The 19909-nt window shown below is 69.1% G+C and carries 22 protein-coding genes and 1 tRNA gene; 11 read left to right on the forward strand and 12 right to left on the reverse strand.

Going from position 1 to position 19909, the window contains the following annotated elements:
* Positions 1–44: 44 nt before the first annotated feature.
* The 3 genes from F9C11_RS11770 to F9C11_RS11780 are packed head-to-tail and all read right to left on the reverse strand — an operon-like array spanning position 45 to position 1983.
* Positions 45–674 (reverse strand): methyltransferase domain-containing protein, encoded by a 630-nt coding sequence (locus F9C11_RS11770; RefSeq protein ID WP_409184893.1) that lies wholly within the window; start codon positions 672–674, stop codon positions 45–47.
* Positions 671–1342: a DUF2064 domain-containing protein gene (locus F9C11_RS11775; protein ID WP_409184894.1), complete on the reverse strand. Its 672-nt coding sequence runs from the start codon at positions 1340–1342 to the stop codon at positions 671–673. Before F9C11_RS11775 ends, F9C11_RS11770 begins: the two co-directional genes overlap by 4 nt.
* Positions 1339–1983: a glycosyltransferase family 2 protein gene (locus F9C11_RS11780; protein ID WP_409186880.1), complete on the reverse strand. Its 645-nt coding sequence runs from the start codon at positions 1981–1983 to the stop codon at positions 1339–1341. Before F9C11_RS11780 ends, F9C11_RS11775 begins: the two co-directional genes overlap by 4 nt.
* A 159-nt stretch (positions 1984–2142) precedes the next feature.
* On the opposite strand from F9C11_RS11780, the gene F9C11_RS11785 reads away from it, so the two are divergent.
* The 3 genes from F9C11_RS11785 to F9C11_RS11795 are packed head-to-tail and all read left to right on the forward strand — an operon-like array spanning position 2143 to position 5302.
* Positions 2143–3546: a hypothetical protein gene (locus F9C11_RS11785; protein WP_409184895.1), complete on the forward strand. Its 1404-nt coding sequence runs from the start codon at positions 2143–2145 to the stop codon at positions 3544–3546.
* Positions 3547–3554: 8 nt separating this feature from the next.
* Entirely contained in the window at positions 3555–4256 is a 702-nt protein-coding gene (locus tag F9C11_RS11790) for a response regulator transcription factor (RefSeq protein ID WP_409184896.1), read from the forward strand.
* Positions 4253–5302: a sensor histidine kinase gene (locus tag F9C11_RS11795; protein ID WP_409184897.1), complete on the forward strand. Its 1050-nt coding sequence runs from the start codon at positions 4253–4255 to the stop codon at positions 5300–5302. Before F9C11_RS11790 ends, F9C11_RS11795 begins: the two co-directional genes overlap by 4 nt.
* A gap of 18 nt (positions 5303–5320) precedes the next feature.
* Here F9C11_RS11795 and F9C11_RS11800 read toward each other — a convergent pair whose 3' ends face one another.
* Both F9C11_RS11800 and F9C11_RS11805 read right to left on the reverse strand, forming a co-directional pair.
* The gene (locus F9C11_RS11800; RefSeq protein ID WP_409184898.1) at positions 5321–6169 is read right to left on the reverse strand and encodes an MBL fold metallo-hydrolase; all 849 of its coding nucleotides are present in this window, start codon (positions 6167–6169) and stop codon (positions 5321–5323) included.
* A 56-nt stretch (positions 6170–6225) separates the two neighbouring features.
* A complete protein-coding gene (locus F9C11_RS11805) occupies positions 6226–7284 on the reverse strand; it encodes an NAD-dependent epimerase/dehydratase family protein (protein WP_409184899.1) in 1059 nt (352 codons plus the stop codon).
* A gap of 123 nt (positions 7285–7407) precedes the next feature.
* Here F9C11_RS11805 and F9C11_RS11810 point away from each other — a divergent pair, with 123 nt between their 5' ends.
* Positions 7408–7908, forward strand: a complete 501-nt coding sequence (locus F9C11_RS11810; protein WP_009083558.1) for a molybdenum cofactor biosynthesis protein B — start codon at positions 7408–7410, stop codon at positions 7906–7908.
* A 54-nt stretch (positions 7909–7962) separates the two neighbouring features.
* Positions 7963–8136: a hypothetical protein gene (locus F9C11_RS11815; RefSeq protein ID WP_406638733.1), complete on the forward strand. Its 174-nt coding sequence runs from the start codon at positions 7963–7965 to the stop codon at positions 8134–8136.
* A gap of 4 nt (positions 8137–8140) precedes the next feature.
* Here the strand turns inward: F9C11_RS11815 and mscL are convergent, their stop codons facing one another.
* The 4 genes from mscL to F9C11_RS11835 form a co-directional block, all read right to left on the reverse strand.
* Entirely contained in the window at positions 8141–8560 is a 420-nt protein-coding gene (mscL, locus tag F9C11_RS11820; protein ID WP_409184900.1) for a large-conductance mechanosensitive channel protein MscL, read from the reverse strand.
* A 74-nt stretch (positions 8561–8634) separates the two neighbouring features.
* Positions 8635–9294 (reverse strand): SAF domain-containing protein, encoded by a 660-nt coding sequence (locus tag F9C11_RS11825; RefSeq protein WP_409184901.1) that lies wholly within the window; start codon positions 9292–9294, stop codon positions 8635–8637.
* A 129-nt stretch (positions 9295–9423) separates the two neighbouring features.
* A complete protein-coding gene (locus F9C11_RS11830; protein ID WP_409184902.1) occupies positions 9424–9753 on the reverse strand; it encodes an FmdB family zinc ribbon protein in 330 nt (109 codons plus the stop codon).
* A 591-nt stretch (positions 9754–10344) separates the two neighbouring features.
* On the reverse strand, positions 10345–10944 hold the full coding sequence (locus F9C11_RS11835) for a 5-formyltetrahydrofolate cyclo-ligase (RefSeq protein ID WP_409184903.1): 600 nt from the start codon (positions 10942–10944) through the stop codon (positions 10345–10347).
* Between the two features lie 24 nt (positions 10945–10968).
* Here F9C11_RS11835 and F9C11_RS11840 point away from each other — a divergent pair, with 24 nt between their 5' ends.
* The 5 genes from F9C11_RS11840 (at position 10969) to F9C11_RS11860 (ending at position 15012) form a co-directional block, all read left to right on the forward strand.
* Positions 10969–11874 carry a UTP--glucose-1-phosphate uridylyltransferase gene (locus F9C11_RS11840; RefSeq protein ID WP_409184904.1) on the forward strand — a complete coding sequence of 302 codons (906 nt, stop codon included), beginning with the start codon at positions 10969–10971 and terminating at the stop codon, positions 11872–11874.
* The gene (glp, locus tag F9C11_RS11845; RefSeq protein WP_409184905.1) at positions 11871–13223 is read left to right on the forward strand and encodes a gephyrin-like molybdotransferase Glp; all 1353 of its coding nucleotides are present in this window, start codon (positions 11871–11873) and stop codon (positions 13221–13223) included. Before F9C11_RS11840 ends, glp begins: the two co-directional genes overlap by 4 nt.
* Before the next feature lie 3 nt (positions 13224–13226).
* Positions 13227–13886 (forward strand): GNAT family N-acetyltransferase, encoded by a 660-nt coding sequence (locus F9C11_RS11850; RefSeq protein WP_409184906.1) that lies wholly within the window; start codon positions 13227–13229, stop codon positions 13884–13886.
* 161 nt (positions 13887–14047) lie between these two features.
* Positions 14048–14866, forward strand: coding sequence for a gephyrin-like molybdotransferase receptor GlpR (glpR, locus tag F9C11_RS11855; protein ID WP_409184907.1), 819 nt, complete (start codon positions 14048–14050; stop codon positions 14864–14866).
* A 73-nt stretch (positions 14867–14939) separates the two neighbouring features.
* A tRNA-Ala gene (locus tag F9C11_RS11860) sits at positions 14940–15012 on the forward strand.
* Between the two features lie 425 nt (positions 15013–15437).
* Here F9C11_RS11860 and F9C11_RS11865 read toward each other — a convergent pair.
* The 3 genes from F9C11_RS11865 to F9C11_RS11875 all read right to left on the reverse strand — a co-directional run bounded on the left by F9C11_RS11865 (position 15438) and on the right by F9C11_RS11875 (position 18322).
* On the reverse strand, positions 15438–15623 hold the full coding sequence (locus tag F9C11_RS11865) for a hypothetical protein (protein ID WP_409184908.1): 186 nt from the start codon (positions 15621–15623) through the stop codon (positions 15438–15440).
* A gap of 652 nt (positions 15624–16275) precedes the next feature.
* The gene (locus F9C11_RS11870) at positions 16276–16887 is read right to left on the reverse strand and encodes an LppA family lipoprotein (RefSeq protein WP_409184909.1); all 612 of its coding nucleotides are present in this window, start codon (positions 16885–16887) and stop codon (positions 16276–16278) included.
* Between the two features lie 100 nt (positions 16888–16987).
* Complete coding sequence (locus F9C11_RS11875; protein ID WP_409184910.1) at positions 16988–18322, reverse strand: DUF6308 family protein; 1335 nt, start codon at positions 18320–18322, stop codon at positions 16988–16990.
* Between the two features lie 365 nt (positions 18323–18687).
* Between F9C11_RS11875 and F9C11_RS11880 the strand changes: the two genes are divergently transcribed.
* Complete coding sequence (locus F9C11_RS11880) at positions 18688–19809, forward strand: hypothetical protein (RefSeq protein ID WP_409184911.1); 1122 nt, start codon at positions 18688–18690, stop codon at positions 19807–19809.
* Positions 19810–19909 lie beyond the last annotated feature (100 nt).

The raw sequence follows: 19909 nt of genomic DNA on the forward strand, positions 1-19909 counted from the left end.
CCGGGCGTCGAGTCCGCGCCACGCGGCAGCCAGCCGCCCGCGTTTCACGCGCGTTCCAGTTTCGCGAACCAGCGGTGCCCTCGGCTGGTCGTCCACGCCACTCGAAACCCAGTCCGCACCGCGATTTCCGCGATGGCGTCGACTCCCACCCACGCCCAGGTGAACCACCGCCCGCCAGCGGGATCCGGCCGCAGCCGGACGTGGTCCCGGCGCACGCCGTGGCCGGGTTCCTCCAGTTCCACGAGCACGGCACCGTCCGGCGTGAGCAGTTCGCGCGCTCGCCGCAGCAGCGCATCGGGATCGCCACCGATCCCGATGTTGCCGTCAGCCAGCAACACGTGATTCCATCGCCCTTCACCGGGTAGGCGAGCGAAAACGTTGCGCTGCAACGCACTCGCTCCGCGCCGTCGAGTCAGCCGCACCGCGATCGGCGAACTGTCCACGCCGAGGGCCACCACGCCTCGACGCGTCAGAGCGGCGGTAAGTCGGCCAGGCCCGCAACCGACGTCGAGCGTCGGACCCTTGCACGCGTCCAGCAGCACGGCGTCGCCCGCGCCGCAACCGTCCGCCCAACGGCCGACCGGAAGCTCAATCCGGTCGCCGTTCGCGAGTTCCAGCCAGCAGTGATGGCCAAGCAGCCCGCGATCGAATTCCCGCCCAGTCGCGAGTTTCACGCCACCACCCCCACCGCGTCGACCGCCGCGGCGAACCTGCTGTCCGGCCGGAGCGCGGCCACCCGCAGCGCGTCCTCCATGGTGTCCACATCGGACAACATCGGCAGTTCGCCAATGCGGAGACCCGCGCCTGCCAACGCCACGCGAGTACGGAACCCCGTGTCCGGCCGCGACATCGGTACCCCAGTGAGCACTTGTGCCTGCCGCGGATCGGCAAGCCCAAGTCCCCACCAGCCACCGTCTTCCGCGCCGCCCAGCACCGCGTTGCTGTTTCCGGCGATGACCGGCTCGATCGCCGAAGCCAGCAACGCGGGGGAGACCTGCGGCGTGTCCATACCGATCTGCAGCACAGGCAAACCGGCGTGTACCGCAGCGGTATCGGCGTGCGCATTGGCTAGCCGGGTGCCGAAATCCCAGCCCCGCTGCGCGATCACGGTCGCCTTCCGCAGCGCTCGACCGATTTCCGCACCCCGCGCTGCCTCCGAGAGGTCGCCCGTCATCGCCACCACAGTGAGCGCGCCGTCGGTGGCGAACGCAGCGTCCAGCGTGTCCAGGAGCGCGGACGCGGCGATTTCCGCGGCCTGTTCCGGTGTCGAGGGCGGACACAACCGGGTCTTCGCGAACCCCGGCACCGGCGCTTTCGCGACCACAAGCAGGCAGAACGTCATCGGACCAGCACCCGCCCGAAGTCCCGCACCGCCCGCACCGTGCCGCGCACCGATCCGGATACCTTCGATTTCGTGCCCGCCGCCCGTTCTCGGTAAGCGACGTCGAACTCCCGGACCACCCAGCCCGCGCGCTGCGCCTTCACCAACAGCTCAAGCGGATAGCCGAACGCCCGATCCGCAACGCCGAGAGCCAGCAACTCCCGACGCCGCACCGCCCGCAGCGGCGCGATGTCCCGTACCGGTAGCCCACGGAACCGCAACAGCAGCGACAGGACGGCATTGCCTGCTCGGGCGTGCCACGGCCAAGCCGCCCGAGACACCGGCACCCGTCGCCCGACCGCGAGGTCGGCACCATCCGCGACCGCGGCGACCAGACGCGGCAGTTCAGCCAGATCGAGCGACCCGTCAGCATCCGCGAAACAGACGATGTCGGCGGTTGCGTTCTCCAACCCGGTGTGGACGGCGGCCCCGTAACCGCGCCGCGGCTCGTCGACGACTTTCGCGCCGTGCGCGGCCGCGACGCAGGGGGAACCGTCCCGCGACCCGTTGTCCACGACGATCGCGCGATACCCCAGCGGCAGACTGGCGAGCACGCCGGGCAGCGAGGCCGCCTCGTCGAGGCAGGGGAGGACGACGTCCACTCCGAATTCGTTCACGAGGCGTACGGTAAGTCTGGAAAGGACAGTGCAGAACCCTTGCTGTGCTTACCAAATCCTGACGTCCGGCAAGTTCTTACCGACTTCTCACGGATCCGCCCGAACCCTGATGGACCGCCGTCCCCGGGGTTATCGTGACCGGCGATGAGCGAGTCGACGAAGGCTGCCCGGCTCGCCGAGCCGCCCACCCCGATTTCCGCCCGCCCCAGGTTCCGCGCAGACCTCGTGACGGTCGGCGTCACCCTTGTGGTGATCACCGCCGCGACCGCGGTTGGCGTGTACTACAACCGGCCAGGCTCGGGCGTGGTGATCTACGCGTTCGCGCCGCCGTTGTTCGCGCATTGGCTGCCGCACGTCGGCCCGGGCTCGGTGTTCGCCGTCCTGATCGCCGCCGGTGTCGTCCTGTACGGCCCGGCCCTGGCCGCCCGGCTGCGGTGGCGGCGAGCACTGGCCGCGGGCTACCTGGCCTCCCTCGGCTGGATCTTCTCCCTCGCCATGGTGGACGGCTGGACGCGCGGCTTCACCGGACGGCTCACCACTCCGCAGGAGTACCTGCACGAAGTCCCCGGCATCACGGACATCCCGCGGTTCCTCCGCGAGTTCTCCTCTCGCATCCTCGATTTCCAGCCGAACTCGTGGACCACTCATGTGTCTGGTCACCCGCCCGGCGCGACCCTCGTTTTCGTCTGGCTCGACCGGCTCGGCCTCCGCGGCGGTGCCTGGGCGTCGACCGCTGTGGTGCTGGTGGCCGCGCTGGTCGCGGTCGCGGTACCAGCGACGATCGCTCTCCTCGGCCGTCCCGACGCCGCCCGCGCGGCGCTGCCGTTCGCCGTGCTCAGCCCAGGCGCGGTGTGGCTGGGCGTGTCCGCGGACGGCCTCTTCGCTGGCGTGACGGCCACCGGTATCGCGCTGCTCGCCCTTTCGTCGGCGGGCTTCCGCAGGCGCCGTGCTTACGCCTGGCCCACGGCGGTGATGGCGGGGATTCTCATCGGATTCGGCATCTTCCTCTCCTACGGCCTCGTCCTGCTCGGCCTGATCGCGGTGGCCGTCGCTGTGCTCGGCAGGCAATGGCGTGCCGCGGCAGCCGCCGTTATCGGCGCGCTGGCAGTGGTCGCGGTGTTCGCGCTCGCCGGTTTCTGGTGGTTCGACGGCTATCACCTCGTGGTCGAGCGCTACTACCAGGGCGTCGCGCTGGTGCGGCCGTATTCCTACTGGGTGTGGGCCGACTTGGCCGCGGTGGCGGTCGCGTGCGGGCCGGCAGTGGTCGCGGCGGCCCGCCGGGGGACGGCTACCGCGATCTTCTTGCCTTCCCGTCGGACGATTCTCCGCGATCCGGTGCTGCTGATCGTGCTGGCCGCGGTGCTCACGATCGTGTTCGCTGATTCGTCCGGCCTGTCGAAGGCTGAGGTAGAACGGATCTGGCTACCGTTCGGCGCGTGGCTGATCCCGGCCACGGCGCTGCTCCCGGCGGGCCACCGCCGCTGGTGGCTGGCCGGACAGGCGGTGGTCGCGCTCGCGGTCAACCACCTGCTGCTGACGAATTGGTGAGGTGAGGCATGGAGGACCAAGCGGGTCGCGTGCTCGTGGTCGACGACGACGAGACCGTGCGCGACGTCGTCCGGCGCTACCTCGAAACCGCCGGTTTCACCGTCGACCTGGCCGGTGACGGCTCCGCGGCGCTCGACCAGTTCGCGCGGCGCGTGCCGGACCTGGTGGTGCTCGACGTGATGATGCCCGGCCTGAACGGCCTGGAGGTGTGCCGGAGGCTGCGGCAGGCGAGCCAGGTGCCGATCGTCATGCTCACCGCGCTCGGCGAGGAGGAAAACCGGATCGCCGGCTTGCAGCTGGGGGCCGACGATTACGTCACCAAACCGTTCAGCCCCAAGGAACTCACGTTGCGAGTGGCATCCGTGCTGCGCCGGGCCCGGATGCCGCGCCCCGAACCGCCCGCGGCGGAACTGACGGACGGCAACCTCCGGCTCCAGATGACCGCCCGCCAGGCGACGCTCGACGGCGAGGTACTGCCGCTGACCACGCGCGAATTCGATCTCCTCGCGTTCTTCCTCTCCCATCCCGGCGTCGCGTTCAGCCGGGCTGACCTGCTGGAGAAGGTGTGGGGCTGGGACTTCGGCGACCAGTCCACGGTGACTGTCCACGTGCGGCGGTTGCGCGAGAAAATCGAACGTGACCCGGCCAAACCGGTCCGCGTCGCCACGGTGTGGGGCGTCGGTTACCGCTACGACCGGACACAGCCGTGATCGGCTCGGGCGAGTCGGCGTGGGACCTGTTCGTCCACGTCCTGCACATCCTGCCGCTCGCCTTGATGTTCGCCTTGCCGGTGGCGGCGCTGGGCGGGCTCGCGCTTTACCTGCTGCGGCACCGGTCGCTGGCCACCACGATGACCACGCTCGTGCTGACCCCGGTCGCCGCGATGCTGGTCGGGATCCTCGGCGTGAGCGGCTTCATGTTCACCGAGGCGCTGACCACCGAGCTGCTGGTGTGCCTGCTCGTGGCACTGGTGGCGGTGCCCGCGGCAATGGTGCTGGGCCGGGTCATCGCACGGCGCAGCGTGTGGGAACGCGAGGCGCGGGAACGCGAACGCGCGGCGGAGGCGTCGCGGCGCGAACTGGTCGCGTGGATCAGCCACGACCTGCGCAGCCCGCTAGCCGGAATCCAGGCGATGGCGGAGGCACTGGCCGACGGCGTGGTCTCGGAACGCACCGAGGTGGCCGACTACGCCCAGCGCATCAGCGGCGAGACCACTCGACTGTCCGGCATGGTGGGAGACCTGTTCGAGCTGTCCCGGATCACCGCGGGAGCACTCGAACTGAGCATGTCGGCGGTGCCGCTGCGCGACGTGGTGAGCGACGCGGTCGCCGCGCAGGCACCGGTGGCTGACCGCAAACGCGTGCGGGTGCTGGAAAACGCGTCGGCGTGGCCGGTGGTGTCCGGCAGCGATCCGGAGCTGGCGCGGATCGTGCGGAACCTCGTGTCCAACGCCATCCGGCACACGCCGCCGGACGGCACGGTCGCCGTGCAGATCGGCATCGACGGCGACCAGGCGCTGCTGGCGGTGGACGACGGCTGCGGCGGGATTCCGGACGACGAGATCAACCGGGTCTTCGACGTCGCCTTCCGGGGCACGCAAGCCCGCACCCCCGACCGCAGCGGCACTACCAGCGGCGGCGGGCTGGGCCTGGCGATCGCGAAGGGCCTGGTGGAGGCACACCGGGGACGGATCGGCGTGCAGAACCACGGCCCCGGATGCCGCTTCGAGGTGCGATTGCCGCTGGCGACGTCCTGATCTGTCTGTTGTGGACAGTCAGGACGCGGCAACCGCCGAGACCGGCTCCACGGTGCGGTCGGGCGCGATCCGGAAGAACGGCTCCTCCGGGAAATGCGCCGCCGCGACGATCGTTCCGGTGCCGACGACTTCGCTGAGCCAACGGCGGCGGGTCAGCTCCGCTTGCCCAGGATCGACGTCGGACGCCGCGCCGATCGACGGATCAGCCATCTGCTCCGGAATCTGGAAGACGTCCCCGATCAGGACGGCGCGACGGTCCTGATCCGCGACTTCCAGTACGTAATGCCCAGGAGTGTGCCCCGGCGCATGCCGCACGGTGACGCCGGGAGCGACCGCCTCGCCGTCAAGCAGCGGACGCAATTTGCCCTGAGTGCGAAGGGCTTCCAGCGCGACGCGGCCACGGTCGTGCCGCCCGGCCGGTTCGACGAAGGCCGCCCAGTCGGGCGCGCCGTACCGCACTTCGGCGTTCGGGAAGTACGGTTCGCCGTTCGGCGCGACCCAGCCGAGGTGGTCGGCGTGCAGATGAGTCAGCACCACGGTGTCGATGTCTTCGCGGGCGACCCCGGCTTCGGCGAGCGCTGCGGGCAAGCCTCCGGTGTGCTCGGGCTCAGCCGCGCTGACCACCGGGTGCAGCTGCTCCTTGGAGTGCTGCGGCAGATGCGGCTCGCCGGACGGACGCGGACCGAAACCGGCGTCGACCAGCACCGTACGGCCGCCGGTCCGGATCAGGAACGCGCCGACGACCACCGGAACAGTGCTCGGCGCCGAGCGCTTGCCCTGGAGTCCCGGGAAGAACGACGACGGCAACTGCAGCCGTCCGTCGGCCAGTGCGTGGATCTCGATGTCCCCCACCACGATGGAACGCATGCCCAGCATCAAGATCCGGTACGGCCGATTCATTCCGGAACGTGATCTTCACCTCATCAGGTGACGGGCGCGCGCAGTTCTGCGGTGGCGAACGCGGCGATGCCGTCCGCGAAGGCCGTTTCCGCCTGAAACCCGAGCAGCTCCCGTGCTCGGGCCGGATCGGCGACGACGTGCCGGACATCGGCGGGCCGCGCACCGCCGACGATCCGGGGCTCGGGCCCGCCGCAGGCGTGGGCCAGTTCCCGGGCCAGGTCGCCGACGCTGTGCGGCTCTCCGGAACAGACGTTCAGCGGCGTGAGGTCTGCCTCCGGACCGTCGCTGCGGAGCGCGAGGACGTTCGCTCGGGCCACGTCGTCCACGTGCACGAAATCCCGCTGCTGCCGCCCGTCCTCCAGCACGGTGGGTGCCTCGCCGCGTTCCAGCGCCGACCGGAACAGCGACGCTACGCCTGCGTACGGCGTGTTCTGCGGCATCCGCGGGCCGTAGACGTTGTGGTACCGCAACGCCCAGACCGTGCCGCCGGTCTGCCGCGCCCAGGCTCCCGCGAGGTGTTCTTGCGCTAGTTTTGTTGCCGCGTAGGTGCTTCGAGGCAACAGCGGTGCGTTTTCGGGCACCAGTCGCCAGCCCAACTCGGCACCGCAATGCGGGCAGGTGGGTTCGAATCGTCCGGCGTCCACATCGGACTGCCGGCGAGGTGACGGCGGAACGACACCGTGTTCCGCACACGCATAACGTCCCTCGCCGTAGACCACCATCGACGAGGCCAGCACGAGCTTGCGTACCTTCGCCGCGTGCATCGCGGCCAGCAGCACGGCGGTGCCGTAGTCGTTGTTCAGCGCATACGAGGGTGCGTCGGAGGGAACCACGCCGTGTCCGACCACCGCGGCCTGGTGGCAGACCGCGTCGACGCCGTCGAGCAGCTCGGCGACGATCTCGGTGTCGGTGACGTCGCCGCGCAGGAACCGATGCCGCCGGGTGTATTCGGGCGGCGTGGTGGAGCCGTGCGCGGTGGACAGCAGGTTGTCCAGCACCACGACCTCGTCGCCGTCGTCGGCCAGCTGATCGGCGATCCGGGACCCGATGAACCCGGCGCCGCCGGTGAGGAGCACTCGCACCTCGCCGACGGTAGGCCGCCCGCGCCGGGGTGCGCGCGGCCTGCGCGGACCACGTCACCGAATCGTCAGAAATCACCGGGCCCGCGGCGGCGAAGCGGGCCTGGAACCGGATACGGTGTCGGCATGGAACGGAGCGCACAGCGGCTGGGCCGGGCCCTCGTGGTGATTGTGGACGACCGGGTCGCGCACGGGGAGCACGAGGACACCTCCGGGCCGCTCGTCACCGAGCTGCTCGAGGAGGCCGGGTTCATCGTCGACGGCGTCGTGGTGGTCGAAGCCGAGACCGCGGGCATCCGCAACGCGCTCAACACGGCGGTGATCGGCGGGGCGGACCTGGTGATCACGGTCGGCGGCACCGGAGTGTCGCCGCGCGACCGCACGCCGGACGCGACCGCCGGCGTGCTCGACCGCCCGATCCCGGGTATCGGCGAGGCCCTGCGTGCCTCGGGACTGGCCGCGGGCGCGGTCGACGCCGGGATCTCTCGCGGCCTGGCCGGCGTTTCGGGCAGCACGCTGGTGGTCAACCTGGCCGGCTCGCGCGCGGCTGTGCGCGACGGCATGGCGACCCTCTCCTCGCTGGTCCCGCACGTGATCGACGAGCTTTCCGGCCTCGAAGAGGTCTGAGCCCGGACGGGTATCTCTCTGCACTTGTCAAACAACAGGTGGGACGATGGACCCATGCCGCACGAGGAACGACGCCCCCGCGTGACCGAGGCCCAGCGCCGCCGCCGGGTCGACGAGGTCTTCGGCGACGTGCTGCCGGAGACCACGTCCGATGAGCGGGGCCGGGGCCCGGAGACCACTCCGGATTCCTGGTATCTCGAGAACCGGCCCCCGCATCACGATCGGTGACCCCTCAGTTGCCGCGGCTGGAGGGGCCGTTGCCCTGCTGCGCGCGCAGCAGGTCGCGGATTTCGGTGAGCAGCTCGACGTCCGTCGGCTCGGCCGGACCGGGTTCCTCGCCGCGCTTGCGGCGCTCCTGGATGTGCTTCATCGGCAGCACGATCAGGAAGTAGACGATCGCGGCGACGATCACGAAGTTGATCGCCGCGTTGATCACGCCGCCGAAGTCCAGGAACGTCGAGTCGTTGCCGTGCAGGACGTTGAAGCCGAGGCCCTTCGCCGCGTCCGAGCCGCCCAGCGCGTTGATCAACGGCTTGATCAGGCCGTTGGTGAACGCCGTGACGATCGCGGTGAACGCGGCGCCGATCACGACGGCGACCGCGAGGTCGACGACGTTGCCGCGCATCAGAAAGTCCTTGAAACCTTTCAGCACTGCTGCTCCCAGGGGATTCGGGACAGGCGCCTGGCCGTCTTCGGACAGCCGTCGCCCGTCGGAACAGGGTCGGGTTAGCGGAGAGTAACCGTTACCGGTCGTTCGAGCGAGGAAGCAGCGACCTGCGTGGCAACCTGCGCTGGCAGCGCGAGCAGGACCAACGGACCCTTCTGCGGCGGGCCCAGCGTGCGGTTCCCGGCGTCGTCGGAACGCCGGACGGTGACCACCGTGGCCCCTCTGGCCAGCACAGACGCGGAATTTGTGGTATCCGCGCCCGCGACGACGTCTACGCGCTGGCCCGGCTGAAGCAACTCGGCGACGGCCGCGTCCGCGAGCCGGACGGCGACCGTGACCGCACCGGGTTCACCCGTTACGGGGAGGTTGTTGCCCAGCAGCCGGACGTCGGTGATGGGTTCGCCAGCCCGGGCCGCGCCGGACAGAAGGCGGCCCACCGCCGCGTCGGGCGCCGAGAGCGCGCCGGACGGGCGGAGGTGGTCGGGCAGCACGACGGTCCGCACGTCGGCAGCGCGCAGGACAGAACCCGCGGGGAGGTCGCGTGCGGACACCACCGTCGAGGTGGCGGGTGCGCCCCGCGCGGAGGGCGGGAGAAGCAGGACGAGCAGGCCGGCCAAGAGCAAGGCCGCCGCGAGACACCGGCGGAGCATCCGGGCTCGCCGACCGCGCGGCAAACGGAAATCAGGCAGCGCGGGAAGGCGGCTGAGCAAGGTGTTCACGGTTGTCCCCTCGTCGGTTGCGATGCGGCGGGATGCCGCACGAATCCGACGTTAAGGACGTCGCGAACCGGCCGGAAGAGCCGATTCGCGAACCTGTGGACAACTGGCCCCTTGTGGATAACTCGGGGGTCAGGAGGCCGTGGAAGCCGTTTTCGTCGTGCTCGTGGTGGAGGATGTGTTCGAGGACGAAGAAGACGTCGACGAAGAGGAGGTGGTGGACGACGAGTCGGACTTGGCGCTCTCGGTCTTGGCCGGGGCCGCGGAGGTGCTCGACTTGCTCGAATCACGTGAATCCGTGCGGTAGAACCCGCTGCCCTTGAAGACCACGCCGACCGAACTGAAGACCTTGCGCAGTGGACCGGAGCACTGCGGGCAGACGGTCAGGCTGGGGTCGGAGAAGGACTGCACCGCCTCGAAGCGGTGGTCACATTCCTTGCAGGCGTACTGGTACGTGGGCACTGAAGCTCCTTCATGCACTGGCACTCGACCTACAAGAGTGCTAACCCAATTGTGCTGGACAGCATTCCCTCAGCGCAATTACCCCTTGCTCACAGTGCGGCGGCGGAAGGGGCGGCGGCGGGTTAGCGCTGGTCAGGGCGTGCTAGGCGGGGCTGCTGGGTGACTGGACTGCGGCTGGTCCGGTCGGTCGGGCTGTCGCTGGGCCGGTTTGGCGGGGCGGGGAGTGTCTGCGGGAGGGCCGGTCTGGGCCGGGTTCGGCGGCTGTGCGGGCGGCCTGCGCGGGCGTGTGGTTTGGGTGATTCGTTCGGCGAGGTGCTCGGCTGGCTGCCGGCGGCCGCTCCGTGAGCAACTCGGCGGAGCTGGTGGTCCGAGTGCCGGGCGTCGGATGAGGCAGGTGGCGCACCTGTTGTGGAGCGTCCGCGGCTAGGCCTCCCTTCCTCCGGGACGGTCGCTGGAGTCTGCGGTTCGGACGGCGGGTATCTGCACAGGCGGTCGTCACTGCCTTCGACCGGACGGGCGGGCCGTAGCGGCGGCCATCCGGTTCACGCGGCACTGACCACGGCAAGCCGGTCGAGTGGTCTTGACCACTCCTCAGCGGGCCGCGGCGGCGGTCGGCAGCTGGATGAGGCCCGAGGGGGGCAGGACGGCGGTCATGGGCACGTCGTGGGGTTCGGCGGGGAGGTGGTCGACGACCTCCTCCGTGCGCACCACAGCCACGCGGGCGGTATCCGGCGCGGCGGTCAGGGTGCGGTCGTAGTAGCCCGCCCCGCGGCCTAGGCGGGTGCCGTGGCGGTCGACGGCCAGGGCTGGGATCAGCAGTACCTGTGCCGACGCCACCGCGGCGGTGCCCAGACGTGGGCCGGACGGTTCCAGGACGCCGCGGAGGCGTCCGGGGAGGAGGGCGTCCGGGCCGGTGTACTCGGACCAATCGAGCGGGCCCGGAACGTCCGGGATGACGGGCAGCAGGACGCGGGCTCCCGTCGCGGCCAGGGCGTTCACCAGGGAGATTTGGCCGGGCTCGGTGCCGAACGGGAGGTACGCGCACACCGTTTCCGCGTGGATCGACGACGCCGCGGTCGCCAGTGCGGCTGCCTCGCGGGCATGGGCTTCGGGGGGCAGTTCGGCGCGGGCGCGGAGAATTCGGGTCCGCCACTCCGCCTTGCTCGGGGTCTCATTGCCCGGCTCGTGCATGAGACCAGGTTAGGCTTTGCGCCCATGACGGGCGCCTCAACCACCCAGACCTTCAGAACCGCCATCGTGCCTGCCGCAGGCCTCGGCACGCGATTCCTGCCGACGACGAAAGCGGTGCCCAAAGAGCTGCTGCCAGTGGTCGACACGCCGGGAATCGAGATCGTCGCGGCCGAGGCGGCGAGTGCGGGCGCGAAGCGGCTGGTGATCGTCACCTCGCCGGGAAAGGAAGCCGTCGTCCGGTACTTCGAGGCGAAGCCGGACCTGGAGAAGACGCTCGAGGAGAAGGGCAAGACCGAGCTGCTGGCGAAGGTCCGCCGAGGGCCGGAGCTGCTGGACGTCGAGGTGGCGATCCAGGAGCAGGCGCTCGGGCTCGGGCACGCGGTCGCGCAGGCCGAGCCGAACCTCACCGACGAGGACACCGCGGTCGCCGTGCTCCTGCCTGACGACCTCGTGTTGCCCGCCGGGGTCCTCGAGCGGATGTCGGCCGTCCGCGCCCAGCACGGCGGAAGCGTGCTTTGCGCCTTCGACATCCCGAAGGAGCAGATCTCCCCGTACGGCGTCTTCGACGTCACCGACACCGACGACCCGGACGTCAAGCAGGTCCACGGCATGGTCGAGAAGCCCAAGCCGGAGGACGCGCCCTCGACCTACGCCGCGGCCGGGCGGTACCTGCTCGACCGGGCGATTTTCGACGCGCTGCGCCGGATCGAGCCCGGCGCGGGCGGCGAGCTGCAGCTCACCGACGCCGTCGCGCTGCTGATCCAGGAGGGGCACCCCGTGCACATCGTCGTCCACCGCGGCGGGCGGCACGACCTGGGCAACCCGGGCGGATTCCTGCGCGCCGCCGTCGATTTCGCGCTCGAGGACCCGGATTACGGGCCGTCGCTGCGCACCTGGCTGACCGAACGGATCGGAAACGATCGCCCATGACGGACTCCCTCGACACCACCCCGACTGACGACACCACGGCGACCGAACCCGCGGTTCAGGCCGTCGCCGCGGCGGAATCGGCAGAAATCGCTGTCCCGACGGAAGAATCCGCCGAGACCGGAGAGTTCCGCTCGGTCGACGAGCAGATCGCGCTGACCCTCGACGCCGCCGTGCGCCCGCGGCCGGTCCGGGTCGCGATCTCCGAGGCGCAGGGGCTGCTCTGCGCGGAGGAAGTGGTCGCCGAGCACGCGCTGCCCGGGTTCGACCAGGCGGCGGTGGACGGTTACGCGGTCCGCAGCGTCGACGTGCAGACCGCTGGGCAGGAACCGGTCCAGCTGCCGGTCGTCGGCGAAATCCCGGCTGGCTCGCGTCAGCCGCGGCGGCTGCAGCCCGGTCAGGCGGTGCGGGTCGACACCGGCGCGCCGCTGCCCACGCTCGCCGACGCCGTGGTCCCGACCGCTTACACCGACGGCCACCAGGCCAAGGTCACCATCAACCGGTCCGTGCCGTCAGCCGGATACGTGCGCCGGGCGGGCGAGGACGTGCAGATCGGCGACGTCGCGGTGCGCAAGGGCGACACCATCGGCTCGGCGCAGGTCGGGCTGCTGGCCGCGGTCGGCCGCGCGAAGGTGCTGGTCTACCCGAGGCCTCGGGTGTCGATCGTGTCGGTCGGGGACGAGCTGGTGGACATCGACCGCACGCCGTCGGTCGGCCAGGTTTACGACGTCAACTCGTACGCGCTGGCTGCGGCCGCGCGCGACGCCGGCGCCGAGGTGAGCCGGGTCGGCATCGTGCCGGGCGACCCGAAGCGGCTGCGCGAGGTCGTCGAAGGACGGCTGCTGATGTCCGAGATCGTGGTCGTCGCGGGCGGGGCCGGCGGGTCGTCCGGCGACGAGGTGCACGCCGCGCTGTCCGACCTCGGGCACATCGACCTGACCCGGGTCGCGATGCACCCCGGGTCGGTGCAGGGCTTCGGCAGGCTCGGCCCGGACTCGGTGCCGACGTTCCTCATCCCGGGCAACCCGATGAGCGCGCTCGTGGTGTTCGAGGTGCTGGTGCGGCCGCTGATCCGCACCGCGCGCGGCACCCGCAACCCGCACCGCCGGGTGGTCGGGGCGCGGCTGCTGTCGTCGATCACCTCGACGAAGGGCCGCCGCGGCTACCTGCGCGGCCAGCTGCTGCGCGACGAGGCGAACGGCGAGTACCTGGTGCAGCCACTCGGCACGTCGGGCGCGCACCTGCTCGCGTCGCTGGCCGAGGCGAACTGCCTCATCACCGTCGAGGAGGACCTCACCGAGGTGGCCGCCGGCGACCAGGTCAAGGTCACCTTCCTCGCCCAGCGCGCCTGATCCGTGGCCGCACTCGCCGACTCGGTCGAAAACCGGCACCCCGGCTGGCCCGCCACGCTCGGTCCCCTGCGGATCCCGGCCGGCGTGCTGGCCGTGCGCCCGGTGCGGTTGCGCGACGCCGGCGAGTGGAGCCGCGTCCGGCTGCGCGACCGCGAGCACCTCGAGGAGTGGGAGCCGACCGGGATCGGGCCGTGGGCCGACCGCAACGCGTTCTGGTCGTGGCCGTCGCAGTGGGCGGCGCTGCGCGGGCTGGCGAGGCGGGGCCAGTGCCTGCCGTTCACGATCACGGTGGATGGAAAGTTCGCGGGGCAGATCACTGTCGGTAATGTGATCCGCGCCGCACTCCGGTCGGCCTGGATCGGGTACTGGGTGTCGTCCGAGATCGTCCGGGGAGGCGTGGCAACCGCGGCCGTCGCGCTCGTGACAGATCACGCTTTCGATGCCGCCGGGCTGCACCGGCTGGAAGCGACCGTGCGGCCGGAGAACAACGCCAGCATCCGCGTGCTCACCAAGGCCGGATATCGGCAGGAAGGGCTGTTCGAGCGGTACCTCGACGTCGCCGGAGCCTGGCGTGACCACCTCTGTTTCGCCGTGACGAAAGAGGAGACCGGCGACGGCCTGGTGTCCCGCCTGGTGGCCTCCGGACGCGCCGACCTGGTCTGACGGTGACTACGCGTCCCGCCTCGATCACGCGTTACCACATCCTGTGAGATTCACCTAATGCGGTGATGCATTTTCGTGATCGAACCCGGCGAGTCTGCGCCTCCTGTGTGACTGTTGTGGCTAGCGTGACTACAGCAGAGGATCGGGGGAGGTGACGGGAGATGCCCAGTTCGGTGATCATCGTCGCGCTCGCCGCGGCATGGCTCGTCGTTCTCGTGCCCATGGTGGCTCGCAAACGCCAGCAAGTCGCGCGGACGCCAACCTCCGCGCTGGCCGCCCGGGTAGTGCGAAGGGGCAGTGCTCGCAACGAGGGACAGGAGGACGACGCCGTGTCCGACAACGCGAATCCTTCGGTAGAGGATGATCTCGCCGAACTCGAGGCGGAACTCGACGCTGACCTGGACGCCGAGCCCGAACCCGAACCGGAGCCGCTCCCGCAGCCCTCGCGCGCCGAACGCGCCGCCGCGCCGCGCCGCGAACGCCGCAGCTACCGGCCCGGCCGAGGCGGCTTCGACCCGGAGGCGGCGGAGATCGCCGCCCGGGCCAAGTACGCGTTCCGCCAGCGGGTGGTCGTGATCCTGCTGATCGCCGCCGTCGTCACGGCCGCCATCGCCGGATTCGCGTTCTCGCTGGCGTGGTGGGCACACGCCGCGGTGGACCTCGCCCTCGTCGGCTACCTCGTGTACCTCCGCCGCCAGGTCCGCATCGAGAACGAGATCCGGCAGCGCCGAATGGCCCGCTACGCGGCGACGGCCCCGGCTGCTCCTTCGCGCGAGGCGTACGACTCCTTCGCGGAGGAAGAGGAGGACGTCGAGGTCGTCGCACCCGAGGTGCCGCGCGACATCGTGGAGCGCAAACCGTCCCCGATGTCCCGCATCCGCCGGCAGGCAGTGGTCGTGGATCTGGACGACGAGGACCCGGCTTTCGAGGAACTCGCCGAGCCCAGCGCGAGTCCTTACCGCCGGGCGGTCGGAGAGTGACCCCCCGCTGTTGGGTGCCTGGAGGGCGCTGCTAAGCTTTCCAAGCACTGAACAACAGGGGCTCACGCTCCTAGGGGCTGTAGCGCAGTTGGTAGCGCGTCTCGTTCGCATCGAGAAGGTCAGGGGTTCGATTCCCCTCAGCTCCACCCTAGAGGGCTTACTAGAACACTGGACCAAGTCCATGCCAGCTAGTAAGAATTCAAGACCGTTAATAGTGCGAGGGGTGTCTCCGGATCCGGGGACACCCCTCGCACTATGTGTATACGAAGTTCCATTGCCCCCGGGGTCGGGCTTATCGCTGGTTGCGTCCTGATGGCGCTTCTCGATTGTGTTCATGGTGGCGAACGGCTCTTTCATGGCGTAGCCGGTGATGTCCTCCTCGATGAAGACGTGCTCGAAGAGGGCCTGGTTGAGCAGCCGTCGTCGCAACGCCGGTAGAGCGCTTGTGGATCATCGAGGAGGGTGAGGGAGAGCTCGACCAGCCGGGCAGCCCCTGAGACTTCGTTGCTCGTTTCGGCCAGGCGTTCAGTGAGCCGCTGCCGCTGTCGACCGATGTCGCGCAGACGCTCTTTCAGCTTGGCCCGGTGGCCTGCACGGAGAGCGTCACCAGTTCCGCAGCGACGTCTTCCATGTCCGGCTCGATGAACATCGCGCGCCAACGGCGCAGCGTGTCCGCCACGAACATGCGGACCACCGGTACTGCCGTGGGCAGCGCGACCAAGCCCAGCTCAGCGGTGAACCGCGGCTGTTCGCGCATCCGGGGAAGGCTGGCCGTCACAGGCAGGGCGGCGGGTGGGGTGTTCGTCAACGGCTGCGGGGCGAAAAGGGGTAATCGTGGGGATGTACGCGTTATCGACCTAGGTGGTCGCGTCGGCGGCAAGGAATCGGCGGCTCGCCATCCTCTCCCGTAACGGTCTCAGGTGCTCGGGCGTCTCCTCGCCACAGCTGCACTCTCGACTTTGCCGGAACGCCCCATGCCTGAAACGTTCGAGATGGACCGGGCGGATCGCATCGGTGCCGTCCTCTCCGACGTTGCCTCCGGTGAAGGCTTGATTCGGTATGTGCTTCCCAGACCGTTCTCACAGTCGCTGACAGCCGCACGGAGTGCCGCTGTTCTCGTAACTGAACGAGGTTGATCTGAAGACGACCAGCGTAGTACGCGCAGCAGCTGAAACTGTCGTCGTTGCGTGATCGGCGCGATCTTGGGCGTCATAGTGACCGGTGCGGTCACCACATTGGTGGCTTGGCAGAACCACAAGGGTCTCAAGGAACAGACCAATTGAGGAATTCTTGAAGAAGGCTCCTGTGAACAAGCGGTTTGCCTGTTTTGGTCGTGCTGGAAAGGGTCTCGACTGCGCCGCCGTTCTCGAGCCCGCTCCATCCGCTGCAGTCCTCCCTTCGCTCCCTTGTCAGTACGTCGGCACTGCCGCGGGGGTCCCGCGTTTCTTCGCCTCAGCGGTCAGGTGGCAACCGGTGCGCACTGTGGCGCTTGTGTTGACCGAGCTGCCGAAGGTGACTTCCGATCCGTCCGGCGCGCGGTACGTCACGTAGTGGTCGGAGGGCTGGTTCTTCACCACGGTGGGACCCGAGTCGAAGCCGTAGCCGCGAAGGATGTCGCTCACTGCCGCCTGGACGGAGTCCCACTGCGGGTCGGGAACTTTGCCTTGTGCGACCCAGCTGGCCAGGCTCTTGACCTCGGCATCGTCCCTCCGGAGGTCGGCGTTCACCGCGGCGAAGTCGTTTCCGCAGGACGCCGAGGTCATGGGGTTCGCCGAGGTCCACTTGAGGCTCGGCACGATTTTGGTGACCTTGGCGCGGATCTTGGCGTACATCTCCTCGTATCGGGCGACGGCCTGATCGATGTCGGGGCGCTTCATCAGCTCGTTGAACTGCTCGGTTTTCTGGTTCACCGTGGTCTCCGGGGGAACATCCGGTCCGCACGCGCTCAGTTCGAAGGTCAGGCAGAGTGCGGCGGCCAGGGCAAGCGTGCGCTTCATGTGCTGGCAGGTGGCTCTCGTCATCGTGGGGGCGGTGTCGGGTCGGTTCCCGGGGGCGCGGGGACGGGCTCGCCTGGCGCGGGCGGCGCGGCCGGAACGTCCCAAGGTTGCGTGTAGTGCACGGTCAGATCCGGGCGGCCAGCGACGACGCTCGCCATGTTGTATTGGCTGGTGGAGTTGTTGTCCAAGTATTGTCCGTGCTCGTGGGTGGCGTGCAGGGACTGCCCGCTGGCTCCGGTGGCGTCGCCGGTGGAGAGCTGTTCGATGCCGGCGACCGAGCCGCCAGAGATTGCCTGGTAGGGCGAGGTGCCGAAGTTGTGGGCGATGTCCAGGCGTGGCACGGATCCTGATCCGACCACTCTGAGAACAGGTGCCCTTGCGGCACTTTGAGGTCGTTCGGGGTCTGCATGTCGAGGCCGGGTGATCCGAAGACCACCGCGTCGTGGACCGGGGTCGGTTGCTGGAGGGCGATTCCGGTGGTCAGGCTGCCGTAGGAGTGGCCGAGCGCGGTCAGGTGCAGCGGCTGGTTGTGGATGTCGTGGGACGCGCCAAGACCGTTGAGGAAACCGTCGAGCTTGTGCGCGCCGATCTTCGCCAGGTTGTCACTGCCAACGGACTCGTCGGGGTTCAGCACGTCGGCAGTCTGCGGTGCCTCGTAACCGATCCAGGTGACCGCGGCGACTCCGCCGTGGTTGCCGTACACGTTCGAGATCCCTTGCGACTGTGTGAGCAGGTTCTGCATGTCGTTGTCGTAGCCTTTGAGGCTGCCGTCGACGGTCGAGGTAAAGCCGGGCGTGAACACGGCGACGTGTTCGGCGGTGTCCACGTTGCCGACTGCGACCGCGGCCTTGACCCGCTCGCCTGAGGTGTCCAAGGTCAGCAACTGGCGCTCGCCTTTGGCGATCGTCGCGTCGATCGCGTCGAGCGATTTCAGCTTCGCCTTGATCACATCCTCTTTGGTCAGGGCGTCCGACAGCATGCCCGGAGGCGGCCAGGCCATGCCTTTGACCTGGTCGACAAAGGATTTCGCCTCGTCAAGCTGACGCTGGAGGCTGGCTCGTTCAGCGGGCATCCGGGCGATGTTGGCTTGCGACCGGACGCTGCCGGGTGCCTCATGCATTGGGAGGTCGACCGGGATCTGCCCGAGCAGCTCGCGTATCTGGTCCCGGTAGACGGTCATGACGTCGATGGCAACGTGGGCGAGGTCGGTAATGCTAAGGAAATTGAGGGCCAGAACGTCGGCTTCGGTGACGACGTTCGCGTCGTTGGCACGGTCGCCGCCGTCAGCGAAGCGTGCGTACCAACTGCCGGTGTAGGGCTGGTGCCCATCACGCCCGAAGTAGCGGCGGAGCGACGCGACGGATCGAGGGCGGTCCGCGCCGTGGACGCAGCGGTCGAGGAGCTCGTATTGTCGTGCGAAGTCTTTGTGGTTAGGAGTAGTCGTTCTGGCTGGGTGCACGACGAATGCCTCCTGGATGCGGACGTTCGTGCGTTGAGGTCGCCGCAAGCGAGTCGGGTGTTACGCCCCGCCGGGCGCGCCGGTGGCGTCGGGCCGCAGTATCGGATCCGATCGCGGCCGCAAAGAAGATCGCGGCGAGTACCCAGGTCCAGGCGACGGCCGTGGTGACTGCAAGGTAGAGCTGGACGGCGGCGACGGCACCGTAGGCGACGGCAAGTGCACGCCATACAGCGTGACGGTGCATCAGGCACCTCCGGGTTGCGGTGATACGGGTAAGTCGCTAGGAACGGCAGCGCGGTTACGTGGGCGGCCCGTCCATCGGTGCCGTAGCAGATCGACCCATCGATCGCCGACGGAGAAGCCAGATGGCCAACAAACCCGACGGTGGCAGCCCGGTGCAGGTCACCGCGTCCAACGGCGTGACCTGGACTCGACGGCCTGGCGGTAGCTCAACCGCAACCCAACTGCTCGAAGCGTTATCGATCTCCACACGCATGTACACCGATGTCGAGTTCCTCTGGAACTGGTGGGAGGAAGATCGGCACAGTCGGGAGGAGAGCCGGGTGTGGGCGATCCTTGAGGAGTGGGAGAACGGCGCGGATCGGCGCGAGCAGACCGCCGAGGAGATCGACGCCTTTGTGCAGCGGTGGAATGAAGAGCAGGATGCGAAGCACGAAGCTGAGAAGAAGCAGCGTGCCGAGCTTGTTGTGCAGTCGTACGACAAGGACCGGGCGAGCGCCCGACTTCAGCTTCTCCGCAAAGAGGCCGATGCCGCGTTCTTCCAGCACGTGGCCGACAAACCGGCGAACACGGCGCAGCGCGAGGACGCCGAACGCCGGGTGGCCAAAAGCCGGACGGAGGCGGAGGAACTTCGCGAGCGGGTCGGGGATCCGGAGGACGTCCTCGACGAGCGCGGGTATCTGCCTGCTGAGCGGCGGAAGCAGCACCTTGGCGAGCACATGCGCTACTGGCGCTACCCCATGCTGCGGGAGCTGCGGAAGCATAACCGTCGGCGGTTCACCACGTTGTTGAACATGCCGGTGCCGGACGTCGAGCGGATGTGCTCGGAGTGCCAGGCTCCAGCCGAGTGGCACGAGTACGACATCTCGCTCTGCCTGTTCCGCTCACGGCCGGCAGAAGGCTCTCAGGCAGAAACCCTCTCTCGGCTCATTCCAGGGTGGTGGGAGCGGTGCCACGCTTCTACCGCCTACCAGATCGGCCACGGCTGGGGCGTTCCGCACGCGTTGCCGGACTTCACCGCGGAGCAGTGGCAGGCCATGCTGCCGCCGTTGCTGCGATCGACCTTCGCGCCTAAGCCGATCAAGAAGAAGCCTGCTCAGCCGAAACCACAGCCGCTCGCAACCGTCCCGCCGGGGCCAATTGCCGAGGTGATGGCGAAACTGCAGGAGCTTCAGGCCAAGTATCCGACCGCCGAGGTGCGGCAGGGCAGCCGCGGCCGATGGGACCTGTGGCCAGCGAAGGAGTAGTTGACTGCACTCTGCCCTGGAGTGCGCAGGGCTGCGGGCCTAACCACCTTGGGTTTCTCGCTACCTTGAGCGGGGCAGCGAAGTCTGATTGGCGGGGAAA

The organism is Amycolatopsis sp. VS8301801F10, from assembly GCF_046195355.1.
In the GTDB taxonomy this organism is placed as follows: domain Bacteria; phylum Actinomycetota; class Actinomycetes; order Mycobacteriales; family Pseudonocardiaceae; genus Amycolatopsis.

Bases quoted from the DNA above. Each gene is read 5' to 3' on its own strand.
- F9C11_RS11785 (WP_409184895.1), top strand. From the start codon at position 2,143: ATGAGCGAGTCGACGAAGGCTGCCCGGCTCGCCGAGCCGCCCACCCCG.
- F9C11_RS11815 (WP_406638733.1), top strand. From the start codon at position 7,963: ATGCCGCACGAGGAACGACGCCCCCGCGTGACCGAGGCCCAGCGCCGC.
- F9C11_RS11775 (WP_409184894.1), bottom strand. From the start codon at position 1,342: ATGACGTTCTGCCTGCTTGTGGTCGCGAAAGCGCCGGTGCCGGGGTTC.
- glp (WP_409184905.1), top strand. From the start codon at position 11,871: ATGACGGACTCCCTCGACACCACCCCGACTGACGACACCACGGCGACC.
- F9C11_RS11800 (WP_409184898.1), bottom strand. From the start codon at position 6,169: ATGCGTTCCATCGTGGTGGGGGACATCGAGATCCACGCACTGGCCGAC.
- F9C11_RS11790 (WP_409184896.1), top strand. From the start codon at position 3,555: ATGGAGGACCAAGCGGGTCGCGTGCTCGTGGTCGACGACGACGAGACC.
- F9C11_RS11880 (WP_409184911.1), top strand. From the start codon at position 18,688: ATGGCCAACAAACCCGACGGTGGCAGCCCGGTGCAGGTCACCGCGTCC.
- F9C11_RS11865 (WP_409184908.1), bottom strand. From the start codon at position 15,623: ATGCGCGAACAGCCGCGGTTCACCGCTGAGCTGGGCTTGGTCGCGCTG.
- glpR (WP_409184907.1), top strand. From the start codon at position 14,048: ATGCCCAGTTCGGTGATCATCGTCGCGCTCGCCGCGGCATGGCTCGTC.
- F9C11_RS11870 (WP_409184909.1), bottom strand. From the start codon at position 16,887: ATGACGAGAGCCACCTGCCAGCACATGAAGCGCACGCTTGCCCTGGCC.
- F9C11_RS11835 (WP_409184903.1), bottom strand. From the start codon at position 10,944: ATGCACGAGCCGGGCAATGAGACCCCGAGCAAGGCGGAGTGGCGGACC.
- F9C11_RS11840 (WP_409184904.1), top strand. From the start codon at position 10,969: ATGACGGGCGCCTCAACCACCCAGACCTTCAGAACCGCCATCGTGCCT.
- F9C11_RS11810 (WP_009083558.1), top strand. From the start codon at position 7,408: ATGGAACGGAGCGCACAGCGGCTGGGCCGGGCCCTCGTGGTGATTGTG.